We start from the raw sequence: 18898 nt of genomic DNA, 5'->3' as shown, positions 1-18898 counted from the left end.
ATCATAGATTAGGATTTGTGAACAGCTATAATTTACACTGCCACCAGCCCAAAATAAAGAGCCGACCTTAGGGTCGGCTCTGAGTATGGAGGCGCACACTGCATGTGTTACATATACATATGCGATAAATGCGATATGAGGCTGCAGTGTATACCATTCGTCTATCTTTTACTTAAGAGTGTGCCGCTGCATCCAGATCCGTGCCATGGTTGTTGAACACGTCTTGATCGTTCTCCTTGAGTACTTTGCCAGAGATAAGACCTGCGGTAATAGAATCATTAACATTCAACGCGGTACGGCCCATATCAATTAACGGTTCAACCGAAATGAGCAATCCTGCCAAGGCCACGGGAAGGTTCAGGGTAGAAAGCACGATCAGGGAAGCGAAAGTGGCACCCCCGCCTACACCTGCCACACCGAACGAGCTCACCGTAACAACCAGAATAAGTGTGAGGATAAAATCCCAGCTTGTAGGATCTATGCCCACCGTTGGAGCAATCATGACCGCCAGCATGGCAGGATAAATACCCGCACAGCCGTTTTGCCCAATGGTTGCACCCAGGGTCGCGGACAGATTTGCGATGCCGTCGGACACACCAAGCTTTTTCGTTTGTGTTTCAACATTTAATGGAATGGTCGCTGCACTGGAACGAGACGTAAAAGCAAAAACCAGCGTAGGCAATACCTTTTTCACATATGTCACTGGATTATAACCGAACAAGGCCAGCAAAATAAGATGAATAACGAACATGACCAATAAAGCCACATAAGAAGCAAGTACAAACTTGATCAGCTTCAAGATTTCATCCGGATTTGTCGTAGCTACAACTTTCGTGATCAGTGCTAAAATACCGTAAGGCGTCAATCTTAGCACCAGCGTTACAATCCGCATCACTACAGCGTACACTGCGTCGATCACTTTGCGGAAGGTTTGCGCCTGCTCCGGTTTTTTACGATCCAATCCGAGTACTGCCACCCCGATAAAGGCTGAGAAGATAACCACTGCCAACGTCGATGTACGGCGTGCCCCTGTCATATCTTCAAAAGGATTCGAAGGAATAAATTCCAGCACCTGCTGTGGAATAGTCATATCCTGAACTGTTCCCAGGCGTTCTTCCATCTTCAGTCCCTGCGCTTGCTCCTTTTCACCACTTTGAATCTCAATTGCTTTTAGATCAAAAGACAGGCTGGTTACAATACTTACTGAAGCTGCAATCGCCGTTGTAATCAGTAGCACTGCAATAATGGACACGCTTATTTTGCCTAGGTTCTGTCTTCCCTTCAAATTCATAATAGCCGAAATAATCGACACCATGATAAGCGGAATAACGACCATTTGCAGCAAACGGACATAACCATTACCTGCAAGGTTGAACCAATCGACCGATTTGGTAATGACCTCTGAGCCAGCCCCATAAGCGTACTGAAGAATAGCCCCGTAGATCAGTCCGAAGCCGAGCCCGGTAAAAACTCTTTTTGTAAAAGAGATGCGCTTTTTCTGCATCCAGACCAACACGCCGAGCAGTGCAAGCAGCACGATAACATTTAAAATAATAAAGAAGGTATCCATATATCTTTTCCTCCAAACTTAAACGTAAGATGTTTTCTAAAGTGACCCTTCAATCCGAAGATTACTATATCACAAAGCCAACTATTTTTGTAGGTTTTATTGAAATAAAAATAATAAAACTGCTTCAGCCTTAGATTTTATGAAAACGACAAACAGCAAGCCTTCGTAAGATGAAGGCTTGCTGTTTGTTATCCTGAACACAACAATTCGTTTTCAATTTATACGTAGATTTTTTTAGCTGTTAGACGATCACTGTATATAACAATTCCTGTTCCTTAACGACTTTATGCTGATTCCCTGCGGGCTCCAATTCGCTAAACTGATCTACATTTGTAACAATAACAGGCGTTATCGTTTCATATCCAGCCTTGCGGATTTCCACCAGATCAAACTCCAGTATAAGATCGCCTACCTTTACGCGATCTCCTGCTTTAAGATGAGGTGTAAAATGAAGTCCTTTTAGTTTAACAGTGTCCATCCCTACGTGAATGAGCATTTCAAGTCCTGAATCACTCACCAAACCTACAGCGTGCCCACTTTTGGAAATGGAGAACACTGTGCCCTCAACTGGGGAAACAACCCGACCTTCGGAGGGTTCAATAGCCCATCCTCTACCCATAATTTCTTGAGAAAATGCAGGATCATTGACTTCACTGAGCGGTTTAACTTCACCCACAATTGGGCTGAATACCGGGATTTTCTCACCTTTTGGCAGTGAGCTCATCGCAGATTGTGCTACTTCCTCAGTAGAGATCTCGCCAGCAGCATCTGCTGCTTGTGTCGCTTCTTCGTTCTTTTCATCTGTAAAACCGATCACATAGGTAACAATCGCAGCAACCACAAATGCAATAATAAGACCAAGAATTGCGTACAAGAAAGTCGGTCCAATAAACATAGCCAGACCAGGCAAACCAACGAGTCCCCCAACGACGTACGCTTTTGTACCAAACAAACTCATGAAGCCCCCACCGACAGCTCCGCCGATCAACGCTGCCGTAAACGGTTTTTTAAACCGCATATTCACACCATACATTGCAGGCTCGGTTACACCCATAATAGCTGTCAAGCTCGTGGAGAAGGCCACTGTTTTGACTTTGGCATTTTTGGATTTCAAGAATACGCCAAGTGTTGCACCAGCCTGAGCCAAGTTAGCTGCTCCCATAATTGGAATCATGTAATCATAGCCCAACGTTGCAATCGATCCGATCATAATAGGAACCAACGCGTAGTGCATGCCTGTCATAATGATCAGGGAAAAGGTACCGCCCAGCAGCAGACCTGCAAGCGCACCTGTATTTTCAAACAACCAAGATATCCCCCCTGACAGGCCATTACCAATAATGGAGCCGAGCGGCCCTACAGCAATCAACGTCAAAGGTACGATAATCAATAGAGTCAGTGTTGGAACAACAAGCAACTTCAGTGATGCATGAGTATACTTATCAATGAATTTTTCAACATAGGATGCCAGCCAGATCGCGATAACAATTGGAATAACGGTCGACGAATACGTGGCCGCTGTTACCGGAAGGCCAATAAAGCTAACCTTCACATTCGAAGCCAGTAATGCTGTAATGTCTGGATGTAAAATTGAAGCACCAATTGCCGCGCCAATAAACATATTGCTACCGAGTTTTCTAGCCGCACTCACAGCCAAAATAATCGGCAGGAAATAGAACGCACCGTCACCTATTGCGGCTAAAATCGTATAGGTTTGACTCTTGTCAGACATCCAGTGCATAGCTACCAGTAGGGCAATAATCCCTTTGATCATACCTGCCCCGGTGATCGCCGGCAAAATAGGTGTAAACATACCTGCAATAAAGTCGAACAGTTGGCTGATCGGGTTTTGTTTTTTCTTGGATGCAGTGCTTGCGCCTGTTTCACTTTGCGGTGCCTTGGACATGTTACTCACCAATGATTTATATACATTAGCTACATCATTTCCGATAATCACCTGAAACTGGCCGCCACTCTCCATGACTCCCATGACACCATCCGTTTTTTGCAACTGCTCTTTTTGAGCTTTCTTATCATCATGAAGGTTGAAGCGCAAGCGCGTCATGCAGTGAATGACCTGCTCTACATTTTCTTCTCCACCGACCAATGTAAGTATCTCTTTGGATAATTGATTTCGATCCATGAGGCATTCCTCTTTTCTATTTAAGGTATATAGTGTGAAATTTGGGAATAAAAAAAACCTGAATACAGAAAGCAGACAGCTTTATAAAAGCCAATCTTCTTTCAGCATTCAGGTTTTGCCTTCTTGTTTAGAAGTAGCAATCCTAAATCCCTGATCATCCGTAAAATCATTGATTCTTAATGATGCGTTCGATGTGAATCGTGAGATACAGCATCTCATCCTGGGATAAGCTTCGACCATAGATCTTAGACGTATAATCTCTTATTTTTTCCGCACAAGCATAAGCGTCCTTATATTGTACCTTAACCATATCATGAAGCGAATTATCTGTATTTTGTACAGGAGTTCCGTTCATAACCCGTTGGGCAAAAAATTTGAGATGTGTAATAAAGCGGTAATAGCTTAACGACTCTTCATCCAGCTCCATTACAAAAAAGCGGCTTACAATGTTTATGATATCCTTGACGATATTAGTCAGGGTTATCGTTTCGCGCATTTCACTGTTCAGCTGTGCATTCACCAAATGTAAGGCAATAAACGCCCCTTCATCATCTGGGAGTGTAACCCCCAACTTGTCCTGAATCATGTGCAATGCTTTGGTCCCAATCGCGAACTCCTTGCGGTACATTCGTTTGATTTCCCAGTAAAGTGCATTCTTGATGTCCATACCCAAACGGTAACGCTCTATGGCAAAATGGATATGATCTGTCAGCGAAATATAGATGCTGTCATGCAACTCTACACCAAGTATCGTTTTGGCATACTGGATGATTTCATCAGAAAGTTCAACATACTCAATAGGGATATCAGACATCAGGGTCATCAATTTACGGGAAACCTCGGTACTTTCAAGCTTGAAAATTTTCTCGATTTTCCCCTCTTCAATCTCATCGCCTGTGTTTTTTTTAAAAGCAATTCCTCTTCCCATAATGACTAATTCTTTCTGCTGTTCATCAATGACCGTTACGACGTTATTATTCAGCACCTTTGCTATCTTCATTCCATCACCTTAAGCCGCTTGGAGTAGTAAAAAAAGGCAATACCAAAACTGACACATAGTGTCTGTTTATGGTTTTGCCCGATATGGTAACAATCCATGATTGTGCAGTTTTGATTAACTGTCATCATAGTATCATATAAACACTGAGCTGACAAGATTTTTTTGTAAACACTTACATGAGGTAATTAGCCGTTGCGTTGCACCTTAATTGTTAGAGCTCTTTTCCACATTCAATTCCGAGGAAGCACGAATACGGGATGCGGATGCAATTTTTGATGGCTCCTCTTTATCGTCCACAAAGCCCATAAAATACGTAATTACACCAGCCGTAACAAACGAAATCAGCATGCTCAAAATGGCGTAAACAAATGTAGTGTCGGAAAACAGGGGTAAGCTAAGCAAGCCAGATAAGGCTGCAAAAGCAGTCAACTTCACTTCAAACAGACACATACACGCCCCACCAATAGCCCCGCCGACCAGTCCCGCGATAAGCGGTTTTTTGAAACGCACATTAACGCCGTATAATGCCGGTTCAATGATTCCAAACATAGCTAACAGGCCTGTGGAAGCAGCAAGTATTTTGACTTTGGCATTTTTGGATTTAACACATACACCGAAGGCCGCGCCTGCCTGAGCCATGACTGCCGCCGCAACAACAGGGGTAATAGAATCATAGCCAATCGTAGCCATGGATTCTATTATGTTCATCGACATCATATATTGCATACCCGCAAAGTGGAGCACAGGTATTGTCCCACCAAACAGCAGACCTGCAAATACGTCCGCATCGTCAAACAATGAAGCAAAACCATCCGACAAATGATGTGCCAGGGTCGTCCACAGCGGACCAAAAACAAACAGCAATAAAGGCACAATCAAGATAAGCGTCAATGTAGGAACGACCAGTAGTTGAATTGAATAACGGTCGAACCTACTCAATCCCTTTTCAATCTTCGATGCAAGCCAGACAACAATAAGAATCAGTATAAAAGAAGCAACATACTGTGGCTCCACCACGGGTAAATCGTCTGAATTCATTTTTAGGCCGGATTGCAGTAGTTCCATAATACCAGGATGAAATGAGCAGGCCCCAATTGCCGCCGCAATAAATAAATTGCTACCAAGCTTTCTTGCCGCATTTACCGCTATCATAATGGGCAAAAAATAAAATATGACACCACCAATGTACCCTAAAGCGGTAAAGACTTGAGTATCAAAAAAATCTAAGAACAAGAAAACAGTCGCAATCCCCTGAATGATTCCTCCAGCAATTAGCAATGGCAAGAGCGGAGTGAATACGCCTGAGATAAAATCAAACAGGCGGCTCAACGGATTCCCTCCTCTATTCGCTTTATCTTGATCTTGATCTTGATCTTGATCTATAGTCGGTTCCTGATTATCTTCTCCCTCTACCTCCAAATTTATTTCCTTAGAAAGCAATTCCCGATCCATAACTGCCTTTGCCCCTTTTATATGTATATTGAAGACCACATTCGAACTTATTAAAGCAAGCTTAAAAGAAGCTTGTAAAAAGTGGCATTCCTTATACTACTTATATTCCTTCTTTTTTACAATAGTTATAAAAGCACGGGTAAAGCTTTTTAATTTCCTACTCCTGATAATTTACATCAAACTTACATCTAAACACCCAAGACCATAGTTATATATTTTTTGTTTGTTTTTGGGCAAATATGACTATTCAACCGTCTGTTAATTATGTAAAATAGGTCTAACCTACTTTTTAGTAAATCATGGATTACTTCCCTTTCTCATATCTTGTGTCCTTGAATACAGCTGAAATATACATAGAATCCGAACATTTTCAGTCTTTTCTTCAAGCAAAGAAAGGAAAACAAGTAGATCATGGCGTGTCTAGTATCTCATTGGACAAGCGGCCTACATCAAGCAGGGCAATTCGTCTGTTTTATCACCATCATGTGAGAGGAGAATTTTCATGAAGCGTTTTAATCGTTCCCTTGGCGCAAAGCTACGAATTATGTTTTTGCTGATTCAGCTCTTTGCGTCTCTTCTGTTCAGCATCAGTTTTTATGCAGTTTCCATGAGTATCATTAATAGCAGTGTCATGCCTCAAGTAGACCAATTGCTAGAAACTGGGGCTAAAAATGTGTATCAGGATCTCAATATTTCCTTAGCCGTTCAAGCTGGGCAAGGAAGTGGGTCTGGTTCCAGCTCTGCTATGCAGATGGAAGCTTATCTTCAGGACAAGGTCGACACCCTCAAATTAGAATCCGCATATATTGCGGTGCTGAAGGATGATGGTAAGGCCGAAGTTGTCGCACGAAACGTAAAATCAGCATATAAGGTCAAGGATACCCTTGTTCCTGTTGAGGATATTAAAAAAGCCAAACAAGGCGAGATGAATATCAGTGACATTTACAGCGACTCGCATGGAGTACACAAAACCGCCTTCTTTGCCATATCAGGCAGTAATCTGATTCTTGGCGTGAACGAAGATGTTGGATTCGTACAGGAAAAATCCCAACAAATCCTATGGATTTGCATTGGTATTACACTGGTAACACTTATACTGGGCGGAGTTATTTCTACCCTTGTCATTCGTAAAGTTGTACAGCCCATTGCTGAATTGGTTCGTCATAGCGAAAAAATTGCCCAAGGGGATCTTTCGCAAGATACAAAGGTTCAAGGAGTTAATGAAATTGCTCAACTTGCCCGCAGCTTCCAATCTATGTCTCTTAACTTGAAAGAAATGATCGGCCATGTGCTTACTACATCAGGTGCAGTTGTTAAAGGGTCGGACGAGTTGCTTCGTCGAACTGAGGCTATGAGTGTAAAAGTCCAGGACTCTACAGCTGCCGCTGAAGAAGTAGCCAAGGGCAGCAACAGCATCGCTTCTGCTGCTGCTGAAAATGCACAGGCTATGGAGGAGATTGCTCAAGGTGTGCAGCATATCGCTTCCTCTGCCAATGATGTATCTGACCAAATCAGTGAAGCAACGAAAGAAACGGTTAACGGGAATACGCTTGCTCAAAAAGCTGTAGCTCAAATGTCACAGGTAGGACATGCTGCTGATGAGTCGCTTCGATACATACATAGTATGAATGAACGCTCAGAAGCTATTGGTAGCATCGTTTCTGCAATTTTCGATATTACAAAGCAGATTCAAATGTTGTCCCTGAATGCCTCCATTGAGGCTGCCCGCGCGGGCGAGCATGGACGGGGCTTCGCTGTAGTTGCCGGGGAAGTTCGCAAGCTCGCAGAGCAATCCAAAGCAGCAACACAGGAAATTTCGGACTATTTGGTTACCATTCAGGAAGTATCTCAGCAATCTGTGGACTCAGTGACTCAGGTTAGTCGTGAGATTCACTCGGGAACGGAAATGGTTCAACAGGCGAGTTTTGCTTTTAACCAGCTAAGTGAGCTCATGCAAAAGATCAACGCTACGATTCAAACCGTATCCGCAGCAACGGAGCAAGTATCCGCCAGCTCGGAGGAAGTATCTGCTTCCGTGGAGGAGACAGCTCTCATTGCTGCAAACGCACAACATACGATTCAGGAGATCGGTTTAAATGCCGATGAGCAACTGAATGAAATGGAAAGCCACAGTGAGGTTGTTCGTCAATTAAGCCAACAAGCAACTGAGCTCCAAAAGGCGGTTCAAAAATTTAAAATTAAGTAAGCTGATCTGCTAAAAAAGGTATCTCTCAGTCACAAAAATGACTGTAGAGATACCTCTTTATTTTTTAAAAGCTTTTTAAAGGATCTTCCATGAAGAAGTTTATGAATCCATCCCGAGAATGCGGTAAATTTGTCCCATATCCAAATGAGCGCGTACCACCTCTGCAACACGGTCAAATTCTTGTTCCTTGGCTTCACGTACAGTAAAAGTGCTATCCAAAGCTGGCAAGCCCTTGGCTTGTCTCAGTCCATCCAACCAGGACCGGCGAAAACGGTCATTATCAAACACACCATGCAAGTAGGTTCCCCATACCTTACCGTCTGTCGTACCCCAACCTTCCTCAAAGGCAGTCCCTTCCCCACGCTGAATCTGGAATAATGTTTTCATTTTCGTTGAGTCTGGAGTCCTGTCTATAGATACATGTGGTTCCGTGACATACTCTGTAACACCCATATGTATTTCATATCCTTCAATGACTGGCTTGGAGGTAGAACCCGAATCAAGTGCAGTGCTTAGCAAAAGTGGGCAATGATTAGACAGGGTTCCTTGAACGCGCACGGTTTGCTTTTCCTTTAAGAAGGTCGTGGATAGAGCTAGCCAACCTAACCCATCTGCCTGCTGCGGCAACCCAGATTCGACGGCATCGGGGTCAAATAACGCTGTACCCAGCATTTGATAGCCCCCACAAATACCAACCAGTTGCGTGCGTCCTATCTTCACGGCCTCTCGAATGTCATCCTCTAGCCCTCTTTCACGCAATTCCAGCAGATCTCCGATGGTGTCTTTGGTTCCCGGTAAGATAATGGCATCCGGTACGCCCAATTGTCCGGCCTCTGTGACATAACGCACGCTCACATCCGGCTCTGCGGCCAAAGCATCCGTGTCCGTAAAATTGGAAATACGCGGATAACGTATCACCGCAATGTCCAATTCTTTATCCTTTGCTGACCGCTTAGGCTTCTTGTCCAGTACGACCGAATCTTCTGCTTCAATGCGAATGTCCGGTAAATAGGGCAGTACACCGAGTACAGGAATGCCTGTCCGTTCTTCCAGCCAGTCCAATCCTGGTTGAAGCAGGGACAAATCGCCTCTGAATTTGTTAATGATAAATCCACGGATACGCTGTACTTCATGGGGTTCCAGCAACTCAATAGTCCCTACCAGAGAGGCAAAGACACCCCCCCGGTCAATATCCGAAATCAGCAATACTGGGGCATCCGCCCAGCCTGCAAGGTTCATATTTACAATATCGCGGTCCTTTAAATTAATTTCTGCCGGGCTGCCTGCCCCTTCCATAAGCACAATATCATAGGTATCGCGCAGCCGATTTAGCGCATCCATAACGGTGTGCTTGGCTTGTGGCAAAAAATCCTTTCGGTAATCGGAAGCGCTCATATAGGCATAAGGTACACCGTGTACAACAATTTGTGAGTGCATATCCTTGACCGGCTTAATCAGAATCGGATTCATGTCGGTCGTCGCCTCAATACCACAAGCTTCGGCCTGTACTCCCTGTGCACGTCCAATTTCCTTGCCGTCCTTGGTAACATAAGAGTTTAATGCCATATTTTGTGACTTAAACGGTGCGGGACGGTAGCCGTCCTGCAGAAAGATCCGGCACAGCGCGGTCGTCACCACGCTTTTGCCCACATCCGACGCTGTTCCTTGAAGCATTAAGATAGCTGCCGGGTTCGTGCGGGACGGTTCGAAAGTTGACAATTGCCTCTTCCCCTTTAACGAATTCATTTCAAATTTGATCACAACCCGTACAAAATGACAATAAACAGCAACAAAACAGTCTCCAGCAATTCGTTCAAAGCTCCGTATATATCTCCCGTAAGTCCCCCAAGACGGCGATTAATACGGTTTGCTGTAAAGGTTCCAACTCCGTAAGCCAAGAGCGGAAGCAACGCAAAGCCTATCCAGATTGAAAGGCTTTCAGAATACGAAAGGAGCGTCTGTAAGTGTGTCCCTGCTAACGACAGGTTTCCTGATCCCTCTGTTGCTGTAGCTGGTCCTGCAAGTATATACTGGCCTGCGGCAGCACCTAGAGTCACGACTACAGCCCAAAATACGGCCAGTCTGGTACGTCCACCACTCATATCAGCAAAACGCGCAGCCAGTCCATCATCGTTACGGGCTTTAGGCCAGCGCTTCATTGCATGTACCATAAACCAGCGGCTCCAAACCATCGGAAGCAACAACAAGCCAGACACATTTTGTTCAACCAGCACGGTATACAGCAAAGCAGCCTTGAGCATGAGTAGCAGCACACAAGCAATAACCCCCATTGCTCCTACACGGCTATCTTTCATAATCTCCAGCATCCGTTCACGGGACCGGTAGCTGAATAAGGCATCCGCAGCATCCATCCACCCGTCCAGATGCAGTCCGCCCGTCAACCAGACCCAGACTGCAAGGGTAAGAATCGCACACGGCAGCGGTGGCAGCACCATAGCCGTAAGCGCCGCAATGCCCCAGACGATAATACCAATAATCACTCCAACCAGCGGATAATAGCTTGCACTGCGTTTCAGCAGCTCCGGGGAAAAATCCAGCTCCGCCTTGACCGGTAGACGGGTTAAAAATTGAAAAGCCGCAGCAACAGCCTGACGTTCGCGGCTCATAGCTTATATTCCAACTGTTTAAGTTCTACGGGAATGCCCGCCGTCACTAAAAAAACTTCGTCACAAACACGGGCTATCCGCTGATTCATAATCCCGCTCAAATCCCGGTACAGCCTTCCAAGCGGATATTCTGGTACAATACCGTCACCGACCTCGTTGGTTACGATGACGAGCGATCCCGGATACTGCTCCACAGCTGCCGCCAGTTCATCCATGGCGGCTCTGGCCGCAGCTTCGCCGTCCTCACCTGCGGCCAGCAGCACGTTCGACAGCCACAGGGTCAGGCAGTCGACCAGCACCATAGGCGCAGGCTGCGACGCTTGATCGTCGCCAAGCCGCCGCAGCAGCTCCGGCAGCGCCTGCGCTTCCTCCAGCGTCTGCCAGTCATACCCGGCAGAATCGCGCTGGAGCCGATGAAGAGCGATGCGCTCCTTCATCTCCACGTCATAGGCTTGGGCCGTTGCAATATAGCAGGCGCGCGGAGCGCGCGCCATGCATAATCGCTCGGCAAAGCCGCTTTTTCCGCTGCGTGCCCCGCCGGTCACGAGCGCCTTCATCGCTGCGCGGCTCCCTGACCGTCCGATACGCCTGCATCGGCAAAGGTCGCCATTTCGCGCATAATGCGGCACGCCGCATCAATCAGGTGCAAGCTCAGCGCACCGCCCGTGCCCTCACCGAGCCGCATGTCCAGATGGAGCATGGGCTCCAGCTTAAGCTGGCGGAGCACCGCCGCGTGTCCACGCTCGTCCGAGGCGTGCGAAGCAAGCATGTACGCCGCGCTCGCAGGCGCAAGCGCGCGTGCAGCAAGGGCTGCCGCGCCGGAAATAAAGCCGTCCAGCACCACTGGACAGCGATGCGCGGCTGCGCCGAGGATGACGCCTGCCAGAGCGGCAATCTCCAGACCGCCGACCTTGGTCAGCACGTCCAGTGCGTCATTGGCATCCGGCTGATTCACATCCAATGCGCGGCAGACAACGGCTATTTTATGGGTAAGCCCCGCCACATCTACCCCTGTTCCCCGGCCCACGATCACTTCCGGATCAAGTCCGGTGAGCGCACATACAACCGCAGCGCTGGCTGTCGTATTCCCGATGCCCAGCTCTCCGGTAACAAATAGACGTGTGCCACCTTTAACCGCTTCTGCTACGGCTTCAGCTCCGGCCAAAACCGCTTGTTCCGCTTCCGTACGCAGCATGGCTGGCCCTTTAGCCATATTCGAAGTGCCCATACGCACCTTACGATTCACCAAATCCGGGTGAGCAACGTCCGCATTCACGCCAACATCTATTACCTGGACATCAGCGCCTGCATGACGTGCCAGCACATTAATTGCTGCGCCGCCTGACAGCATGTTATACAGCATTTGCTGCGTAACCTCAGCTGGAAAGGCGCTAACTCCCTCTTCACACACCCCATGATCCGCAGCCATGACCATCACCGTTTTATGATCAAATTCAGGCTTGTCCACGCCAGTAATTCCTGCTAGCTGGATGGCCAAACTCTCCAGTTTTCCAAGACTTCCAGGTGGCTTTGTTAATTGGTCCAAATGTGCTGACGCTGCCGAAGCCGCCACTCCATCCGGCTGGGCTATGCTATCGATCAGCTGACGCAGCTTGTCGTTCATACCTTCCACTCCCTGCTCTTTTTAGTATGTTCCCAATCTCCTATTGGTCTGCTGTAGACGCAGAGCTTCTGCGCAGCAAGAGTTGCGGTACGCCGCTATCGGGATGCGGAAGCATCGCAGGCTCCACACCATATACACGCCGAATCCGGTCCTCTGTTAGCAAATCCGATGAACTACCCAATCCTTCAACCATTCCATCCTTAAGTACAAGCAAACTATCGCAAAATTGTGCCGCCAAATTAAGATCATGCAGGACAGCAATGATCGTCACGCCCGTTTCTTGGCGCCATTCTGCCAGCAATTCCATAAATTCAAGCTGATAGCGCAAATCCAAATAGGTCGTGGGTTCATCCAGCAGCAATATTTGTGGCTCCTGCGCCATCACTTTCGCCAAAGCTACACGCTGTCGCTGTCCCCCACTCAAGCGATCCAATGTTCTGTCAGCTAGTGAAGTTAGACTCAATCGCGCTAGGACCCGATCCGTAATCGCCTCCACATCAACTCCCTTTTCCCTGCCTAGCCAGTCCTGATGAGGGAACCGTCCCATTTCTATAACTTCCCTGACCGTGTATCTTACTGGAGGAATCCCCTCCTGTTGGAGTACAGCTACAAGTCGGGAAAGCTCTTTTCTGCTGTAGCTATCGATCTTTTTACCATAGATATGAACACTTCCAGAGGTCGGCTGGTCTACACCAGAAAGCAGATGCAGCAACGTGGATTTACCACTCCCATTCGGACCAATGATCCCCCACCAAGCTCCTTCGTCTACGTTCCAGCTAACATTCTTTAGCACATGGAAATCCCCATAAGCACGGCTCAGGCCCGCTACCTCTAATGCTCGAGCACGCACCTTTAGTAATTCACTTGGTTCGGTCACAGCAGATCCCCCCTGCGCAGCTTCTTGTTCCGGTACAGGAGATATGCGAAGAACGGTGCTCCCACAAAGGCTGTCATCACGCCCAAAGGAATTTCCGTCGGGGCTAACAGCGTACGAGCTGCCGTATCTGCCCAAGCCATAAAAATAGCTCCACCCAGTGCAGACAACGGAACGATCATCCGGTAATCAGGACCTGTCACCAGACGAATGATATGTGGTACAACGAGTCCGACAAAGCCAATGACTCCGCATACTGAGACAGCGGCAGCTGTCAGCAAGGTAGATATGATCAGGACAGATAGCTTCGTCGCATCTACATGAACCCCCATATGAGCCGCTTGACGTTCACCCAAAGCCAGAATATTCAGCACCCGTGCCCGGTTCCATAGAAACACCAACCCAACGATCACGTAAGGTAAAAGAATTCCCGTATATGACCAACCTCGCAGACTAAGACTTCCCAACGTCCAGTACAATATTTCATTGACTGTTTCCTTCGACATGGCTGTCAGAAAAGAAACAATGGCTCCCCCAAAAAATTGCATCACCACACCTGATAAAATGAGGCTTTGGGTCGGAATTTTCCCACCTTCACGCGCCAACGTCAACACCATCCACAGCGTCAGCATGCCGGTTATAAATGCGACTAGCGGAAGGGTCCATATACCCACAAATGAAAATTGAAGCCCCCAATAAATCAGCACTGCCGCTCCTACCGAAGCTCCCGAAGACACTCCCAGTGTATACGGATCAGCCAAAGGATTACGCAGCACACCCTGAAATCCGGCTCCCGCCAGCGCCAGCGCTGCTCCAACCAACATTCCCAGTAACACCCGTGGCAGTCTCACCTTCAAAATAATCTGCTCTGCAGATGTATTCCAATCCGGTGTAAACGTATCACCTAACCACGGTAGGTGGTTGATCAAAATACCTGTGATCTGGCTGACCGGAAGACTGACCGAGCTGATGCCAAGACAGAGCAGCAGCGTCAGCAGCAGCAAGACAAGACCAGTCCCCCCAAAACCGATCAGTCTACGGTTCATTTGAAAATTTCAGGGTACACGCCCTTGGCTACTTCCTTGAGTCCTTCTGTTACGCGTGGACCTGGACGGCTAATCAAATTATCATCCACGGCAAATACACGATTGTTACGAACAGCCGATATTTGATCCCATCCACTACGAGCTTTTATGATATCGCCGAGGGACTGGCCTGTTTTGTCATCCTTCACACTTTTGCTGTATAAAATCACGTCAGGGTTGGCAGCTATAATATTTTCCTCACTGATTTGGTACCAGCCCTTCTGCGTGGCACCCACGTTTTCGCCGCCCGCCAATGTGATCAGTTCGTCCATAAACTCGCCTTTACCCACTGTCCAGCCTGGTGAAAATTCGACGTATACCCGTAGCTTCTGCCCTTTGCCGATATTTTTAACTCCTTCTTTCACTTCCGCTACATCTGCTCTCATCTTGTCGGTCACCGCTCTCGCTTCTTTCTGATGATCGGTGATTTTCCCATACAATTCGATGTTAGCTATGACATCTTCAACGGTCTTCGGTTCCGTTTTAAAAATCATAATTCCCATGTCACGCAGCTTAGTCGTAGCCTGTTCACTAAGTGAAATTCCTGCAAAAACGACATCAGGGTTCGCAGCAATGATCGCCTCTTCGTTCGGTTTCATAATACCGCCCACTTTAGGCTTTTTCGTAGCTGCCTCCGGGTAATCAGAGTAGTCGGATACACCAACAATTTCCTTATCCAATCCGATAGCGAACAACGCCTCGGTTTCTGCCGGGGAGACGGAAACGATCTTGTCCGGTGCCTTTTTAAATGTAAATTCCTGTCCTGTTGCATCCTTAACCGTTAGCGGGTAAACCGTTTTGCCCGGAGGCTCTTGTGCGGTCACGGTCTGTCCCGGCTGCTGTGAAGAAGCTTGGCCCTCTTTATTTTCTACATTTTTTCCATTCGCGCCACATGCACTCAGCACAACTGCCAATATCAGCGCCAATAGACCTGTTGTCCATACCTTTATTTTTTTGCCTGCCATGATTTGCACCCCTTCATACAAAAATCGTTAAGAGCGTTACTTGAACATCATCCGATATTTTCCTCATTCCAGCCTTCTTTTCCTATCAAAAACCCCCGCATCCTCATATCAGGATACAGGGGTCACGTTAGCACAGATCGTGCGCAGGCGGGCAGCTTCTTTCCGCATGGACAGTCACTGCGAACACGTCATCCTTTCCTCGAAGGATTATGGTGACAGGCGGACGGGCAGGTATCCTGACTTATGGAAGAGGCATGCCCTGATATTCTTTCACATGCTTGGCGGCACATGTAACAGGGCTAATGAGCATGTTTCCATTTACAGTGGCGGGACCGCGTCGGACTCACACCGACTTCCCTTTTAACAGCGCAATGAAGAAAAGCAAGTTCCCTCACACGGCGCCGACCTCGTCTGCTGGATATTTGATGTAGTGTAGTCAAGCCGTTCTTTTACTTGATGATTATAGGTTAAAAAGAGTTAGCTTACAACCCAAACAGCTGCTTGATTCGCCACAACTACCCTAGTGAAAAAGCAATTTTGCTATACAATTGTGCAGTCCTGCCAGCCTTAACTGAAGCCTAATCGCTTCTCCCGGTTTTGGATTCAGACTCCAAAAATCATGACCTGGTATCAGCATACAAACCAATTGGCGAATTACTCCACCATGCGTGACAACCAAAACAGAGGGCGGTGCAGCATTCGACTCTATTGGCTGAACCTTCAAAGCAATGCGCCACGCAAACAGAGAGTCAAGGAATTCACGCAGACGATTCACAAAATGGACCCAAGACTCTCCTCCAGGCGGGGTGATTCGTTGCGGCTCATCAATCCAAGCGCGATACAACGCCACATCCTTAAGCATGTCATACGTTTTTCCATCCCACTCGCCAAAGTGAAGTTCTCGCAGACGTGGTTCCATCATGGGAGGCATAGCAGATAGGGAACGTTCAGTCGTCAATGCTGACTCCGGCAAAATGATCTGCAAGGTCTGGCGACATCGCATCAAGTCACTGCAATAGATTTGAGCAAAGGACTGGCCCTGCAATTTTTCCCGCAAAGGCTTTAATTCCTGCTCTGCTCCAGACAGCAAACTCAAATCGGCATGTCCCAGATATCGACGTTCCTTATTCCATGAGGTTGTGCCATGACGAACTAGCACGAGCTCCATGTCCCACTGCAGATCTTCTTTAGCATCATTCGGCTCACTATCCTGTTGTGGGTTCGGACTTAGTGCACATTCTCGCACTCTTTTCCCTTCTGTATTTTGTTTCAAAATAATGTCACTCCTCACCGCATCCATCCCAAGGCAAAACACCCCGCAGCTCCCAACAAACACAACCCTACAAACATAGTGGATACGGCGAACATCAGCCGGATGGTATGCCGGATATCCTTCGACTCCAGTGGTCGTATCTCTTCGCCCATATATGCCCGAAAGGAGCGTACGCCGTGATACACGTTGTAGCCACCGAGACGAATCCCCAAGGCACCTGCCACTGCTGATTCGGGGAAGCCGCTGTTCGGGCTTGGGTGCAGACGGGCATCCCGCTTGACTGTGCGCCAGCTTCTTGCAGCATCCAGCCGATACAACCACGCCGCTATCACAAGCATAACTGCTGTCAGGCGAGCCGGAATGTAGTTAGCTACATCGTCCAGACGTGCCGAGGCCCAGCCTAAATGCAGGTACTTTTCATTTTTGTAGCCAACCATTGAGTCGAGCGTATTTACGGCACGATATGCCAGTGCCAAGGGGGCTCCCCCGATCAGGGCATAAAAAAGCGGGGAAATAATGGCGTCCACGATATTTTCAGCGACTGTTTCGACGGTACCGCGTACAATTTCAGGCTCGTCAAGCTGCTGCGTATCCCTCCCGACAATCATGCCTAGCTCCCGACGTGCCACAGTCAGGTCATTCGCCTGCAACGCTCGGTATACGGCCATCCCTGCGTCCTTTAGTCCTTTGGAAGCAATTGTGGTTGCAACCAGAACAATTTCTACGACGACAGACAACCATGGGTGAATCCAGGCAAGCACACACAATAGCCCCCAAGCAAGCCCAAAGGAGCCTCCTGCCACAATGAGTGGAAGCAGTATACCCGCACGTTTCAATCCCCGGTCACTGCGGACCTTACGACGAATCGCTTTTTCCAATGCTGAAATGGCATGTCCCATCCCGATGACTGGATGTGGCAACCATCTCGGATCGCCGATTAGCCTGTCCAGCAAATAGGCTGCCATGATAACCAAGCTAACGATCACGCCGCTCCTCCTCCAACACTTCACTGAGTGCAGACAGCAGCATATTATTGGCTTCGGCGTCCTTGACTGCAATTCGAAAATGGCTCGCCGACAGCCCCGGATACATGGCACAGCTACGTATAAGAATCCCACGTTGTCCAAGCGCCTGCTGAATAGCCGATGAACTCCACGTTCCCGGCGCCCTTGCTAGCACGTAATTGGCTTCGCCGGGAACGACACCGCAGCCCCATTCCGCTAAGGCAGTCAGCAAGCGACTGCGCTCCGTCGCAATCAGTTCCTGTGTGCGGCGCTCATAAGCTTGCCCACTTCTCAGACACGCCTCTCCAGCCAGCAACGCCAATCCATTAACACTCCAGGTCACCTGTTTGGCCGTCATTTGCCGGATATAGTCCGGATGAGCAATCGCATAGCCCAATCGCAAGCCAGGAATGGCATAAAATTTGGTCATCGATCGGATCAAAATCACATGAGGATAGCGATCCAGCACAGGCAATAATGAGACTTGTCGTTCCAGTGGGATAAAATCAATAAAGGCTTCATCCACCACCAGCACGGTACCCGTTCTGCCAGCCGCTTCTGCCAGTTCGTATAGCTCCTGCACGCCATATTGCACACCGTTCGGATTATTCGGTTGCCCAAGGAACAGTACATCTACCTGCTTCATGAGCTGAAGGATGTCCTCCACGTCTGCCTTCCATTGAAGCGAAGCCTTCCCGTATACCCGGTGGATCTCGGCTCCAAATTTGCCAGCCAGCTCGGCATATTCCGAAAAACACGGCTCCACTGTGCCCACACGCTTGGGAGCCAGGCCCAATAGCAGCAGCGCCATGCTTTCAGCAGCGCCGTTACCGATGCTCAGCGACTCCGGTGGAACGTGCAGCCGCCGTGCCAGCATATTTTTAAAGTGGCGGTGTCCAGGGTCTGGATAGCGAATCACCGTGTCCAATGAGCTTCGCAGTGCCTCAAGCACCTCCGGTGGCGGGCCGAGCGGATTAATATTCGCACTAAAATCCACAAAATCCGCCGCAGCTCCGCCAAATGTCGCGGCAGCCGTTTCCCTGTCCCCGCCATGACCGTAAACCTCTATCATTGC

15 protein-coding genes and 1 riboswitch are annotated in these 18898 nt (G+C 48.0%); of the genes, 1 reads left to right on the top strand and 14 read right to left on the bottom strand.

The features are described 5' to 3' along the window. Window positions 1-172: 172 nt before the first annotated feature. The 4 genes from HFE01_RS02335 to HFE01_RS02320 form a co-directional block, all read right to left on the bottom strand. Entirely contained in the window at window positions 173-1570 is a 1398-nt protein-coding gene (locus HFE01_RS02335) for an L-cystine transporter (RefSeq protein WP_016820649.1), read from the bottom strand. A gap of 241 nt (window positions 1571-1811) precedes the next feature. Continuing rightward, a complete protein-coding gene (locus tag HFE01_RS02330) occupies window positions 1812-3713 on the bottom strand; it encodes a beta-glucoside-specific PTS transporter subunit IIABC (RefSeq protein WP_045244011.1) in 1902 nt (633 codons plus the stop codon). A gap of 166 nt (window positions 3714-3879) precedes the next feature. Beyond that, window positions 3880-4713 carry a BglG family transcription antiterminator LicT gene (gene licT / locus HFE01_RS02325; protein WP_016820651.1) on the bottom strand — a complete coding sequence of 278 codons (834 nt, stop codon included), beginning with the start codon at window positions 4711-4713 and terminating at the stop codon, window positions 3880-3882. A 204-nt stretch (window positions 4714-4917) separates the two neighbouring features. Next, complete coding sequence (locus tag HFE01_RS02320) at window positions 4918-6165, bottom strand: PTS transporter subunit EIIC (RefSeq protein WP_167438209.1); 1248 nt, start codon at window positions 6163-6165, stop codon at window positions 4918-4920. Window positions 6166-6667: 502 nt separating this feature from the next. On the opposite strand from HFE01_RS02320, the gene HFE01_RS02315 reads away from it, so the two are divergent. Then, window positions 6668-8371 carry a methyl-accepting chemotaxis protein gene (locus tag HFE01_RS02315; protein WP_167438210.1) on the top strand — a complete coding sequence of 568 codons (1704 nt, stop codon included), beginning with the start codon at window positions 6668-6670 and terminating at the stop codon, window positions 8369-8371. A 99-nt stretch (window positions 8372-8470) separates the two neighbouring features. Here the strand turns inward: HFE01_RS02315 and HFE01_RS02310 are convergent, their stop codons facing one another. From HFE01_RS02310 to cobD, 10 genes are all read right to left on the bottom strand, one after another. Further along, window positions 8471-10090: a cobyric acid synthase gene (locus HFE01_RS02310; RefSeq protein WP_167438211.1), complete on the bottom strand. Its 1620-nt coding sequence runs from the start codon at window positions 10088-10090 to the stop codon at window positions 8471-8473. 38 nt (window positions 10091-10128) lie between these two features. Beyond that, a complete protein-coding gene (cobS, locus tag HFE01_RS02305; protein WP_167438212.1) occupies window positions 10129-10998 on the bottom strand; it encodes an adenosylcobinamide-GDP ribazoletransferase in 870 nt (289 codons plus the stop codon). Next, the gene (gene cobU / locus HFE01_RS02300; protein ID WP_164964818.1) at window positions 10995-11555 is read right to left on the bottom strand and encodes a bifunctional adenosylcobinamide kinase/adenosylcobinamide-phosphate guanylyltransferase; all 561 of its coding nucleotides are present in this window, start codon (window positions 11553-11555) and stop codon (window positions 10995-10997) included. Before cobU ends, cobS begins: the two co-directional genes overlap by 4 nt. Then, window positions 11552-12622, bottom strand: a complete 1071-nt coding sequence (gene cobT / locus HFE01_RS02295; protein ID WP_167438213.1) for a nicotinate-nucleotide--dimethylbenzimidazole phosphoribosyltransferase — start codon at window positions 12620-12622, stop codon at window positions 11552-11554. Before cobT ends, cobU begins: the two co-directional genes overlap by 4 nt. 40 nt (window positions 12623-12662) lie before the next feature. Further along, complete coding sequence (locus HFE01_RS02290; RefSeq protein WP_167438214.1) at window positions 12663-13499, bottom strand: ABC transporter ATP-binding protein; 837 nt, start codon at window positions 13497-13499, stop codon at window positions 12663-12665. Next, window positions 13496-14542 (bottom strand): FecCD family ABC transporter permease, encoded by a 1047-nt coding sequence (locus tag HFE01_RS02285; RefSeq protein ID WP_019686597.1) that lies wholly within the window; start codon window positions 14540-14542, stop codon window positions 13496-13498. Before HFE01_RS02285 ends, HFE01_RS02290 begins: the two co-directional genes overlap by 4 nt. Next, window positions 14539-15546 carry an ABC transporter substrate-binding protein gene (locus tag HFE01_RS02280; protein ID WP_019686596.1) on the bottom strand — a complete coding sequence of 336 codons (1008 nt, stop codon included), beginning with the start codon at window positions 15544-15546 and terminating at the stop codon, window positions 14539-14541. Before HFE01_RS02280 ends, HFE01_RS02285 begins: the two co-directional genes overlap by 4 nt. A 209-nt stretch (window positions 15547-15755) precedes the next feature. Beyond that, a riboswitch (cobalamin riboswitch) is annotated at window positions 15756-15971 on the bottom strand. A 95-nt stretch (window positions 15972-16066) separates the two neighbouring features. Next, the gene (locus tag HFE01_RS02275) at window positions 16067-16819 is read right to left on the bottom strand and encodes a histidine phosphatase family protein (protein WP_019686595.1); all 753 of its coding nucleotides are present in this window, start codon (window positions 16817-16819) and stop codon (window positions 16067-16069) included. Window positions 16820-16833: 14 nt separating this feature from the next. Beyond that, entirely contained in the window at window positions 16834-17805 is a 972-nt protein-coding gene (gene cbiB / locus HFE01_RS02270; protein WP_019686594.1) for an adenosylcobinamide-phosphate synthase CbiB, read from the bottom strand. Continuing rightward, window positions 17795-18895: a threonine-phosphate decarboxylase CobD gene (gene cobD, locus HFE01_RS02265; protein WP_029514925.1), complete on the bottom strand. Its 1101-nt coding sequence runs from the start codon at window positions 18893-18895 to the stop codon at window positions 17795-17797. Before cobD ends, cbiB begins: the two co-directional genes overlap by 11 nt. Window positions 18896-18898 lie beyond the last annotated feature (3 nt).

The organism is Paenibacillus sp. EKM10P (assembly GCF_011800655.1).
Classification (GTDB): Bacteria; Bacillota; Bacilli; order Paenibacillales; family Paenibacillaceae; genus Paenibacillus; species Paenibacillus polymyxa.
Note: the sequence above shows the minus strand (reverse complement) of the source record. Positions and strands in the feature narration are given on the sequence as shown.

What these genes read in the sequence shown, in the direction of transcription:
- cobS (WP_167438212.1), bottom strand. Translation starts at nt 10,998, where the DNA reads ATGAGCCGCGAACGTCAGGCTGTTGCTGCGGCTTTTCAATTTTTAACC.
- licT (WP_016820651.1), bottom strand. Translation starts at nt 4,713, where the DNA reads ATGAAGATAGCAAAGGTGCTGAATAATAACGTCGTAACGGTCATTGAT.
- HFE01_RS02315 (WP_167438210.1), top strand. Translation starts at nt 6,668, where the DNA reads ATGAAGCGTTTTAATCGTTCCCTTGGCGCAAAGCTACGAATTATGTTT.
- HFE01_RS02330 (WP_045244011.1), bottom strand. Translation starts at nt 3,713, where the DNA reads ATGGATCGAAATCAATTATCCAAAGAGATACTTACATTGGTCGGTGGA.
- HFE01_RS02285 (WP_019686597.1), bottom strand. Translation starts at nt 14,542, where the DNA reads ATGAACCGTAGACTGATCGGTTTTGGGGGGACTGGTCTTGTCTTGCTG.
- HFE01_RS02335 (WP_016820649.1), bottom strand. Translation starts at nt 1,570, where the DNA reads ATGGATACCTTCTTTATTATTTTAAATGTTATCGTGCTGCTTGCACTG.
- HFE01_RS02280 (WP_019686596.1), bottom strand. Translation starts at nt 15,546, where the DNA reads ATGGCAGGCAAAAAAATAAAGGTATGGACAACAGGTCTATTGGCGCTG.
- cobU (WP_164964818.1), bottom strand. Translation starts at nt 11,555, where the DNA reads ATGAAGGCGCTCGTGACCGGCGGGGCACGCAGCGGAAAAAGCGGCTTT.
- cobT (WP_167438213.1), bottom strand. Translation starts at nt 12,622, where the DNA reads ATGAACGACAAGCTGCGTCAGCTGATCGATAGCATAGCCCAGCCGGAT.
- cobD (WP_029514925.1), bottom strand. Translation starts at nt 18,895, where the DNA reads ATGATAGAGGTTTACGGTCATGGCGGGGACAGGGAAACGGCTGCCGCG.
- HFE01_RS02320 (WP_167438209.1), bottom strand. Translation starts at nt 6,165, where the DNA reads ATGGATCGGGAATTGCTTTCTAAGGAAATAAATTTGGAGGTAGAGGGA.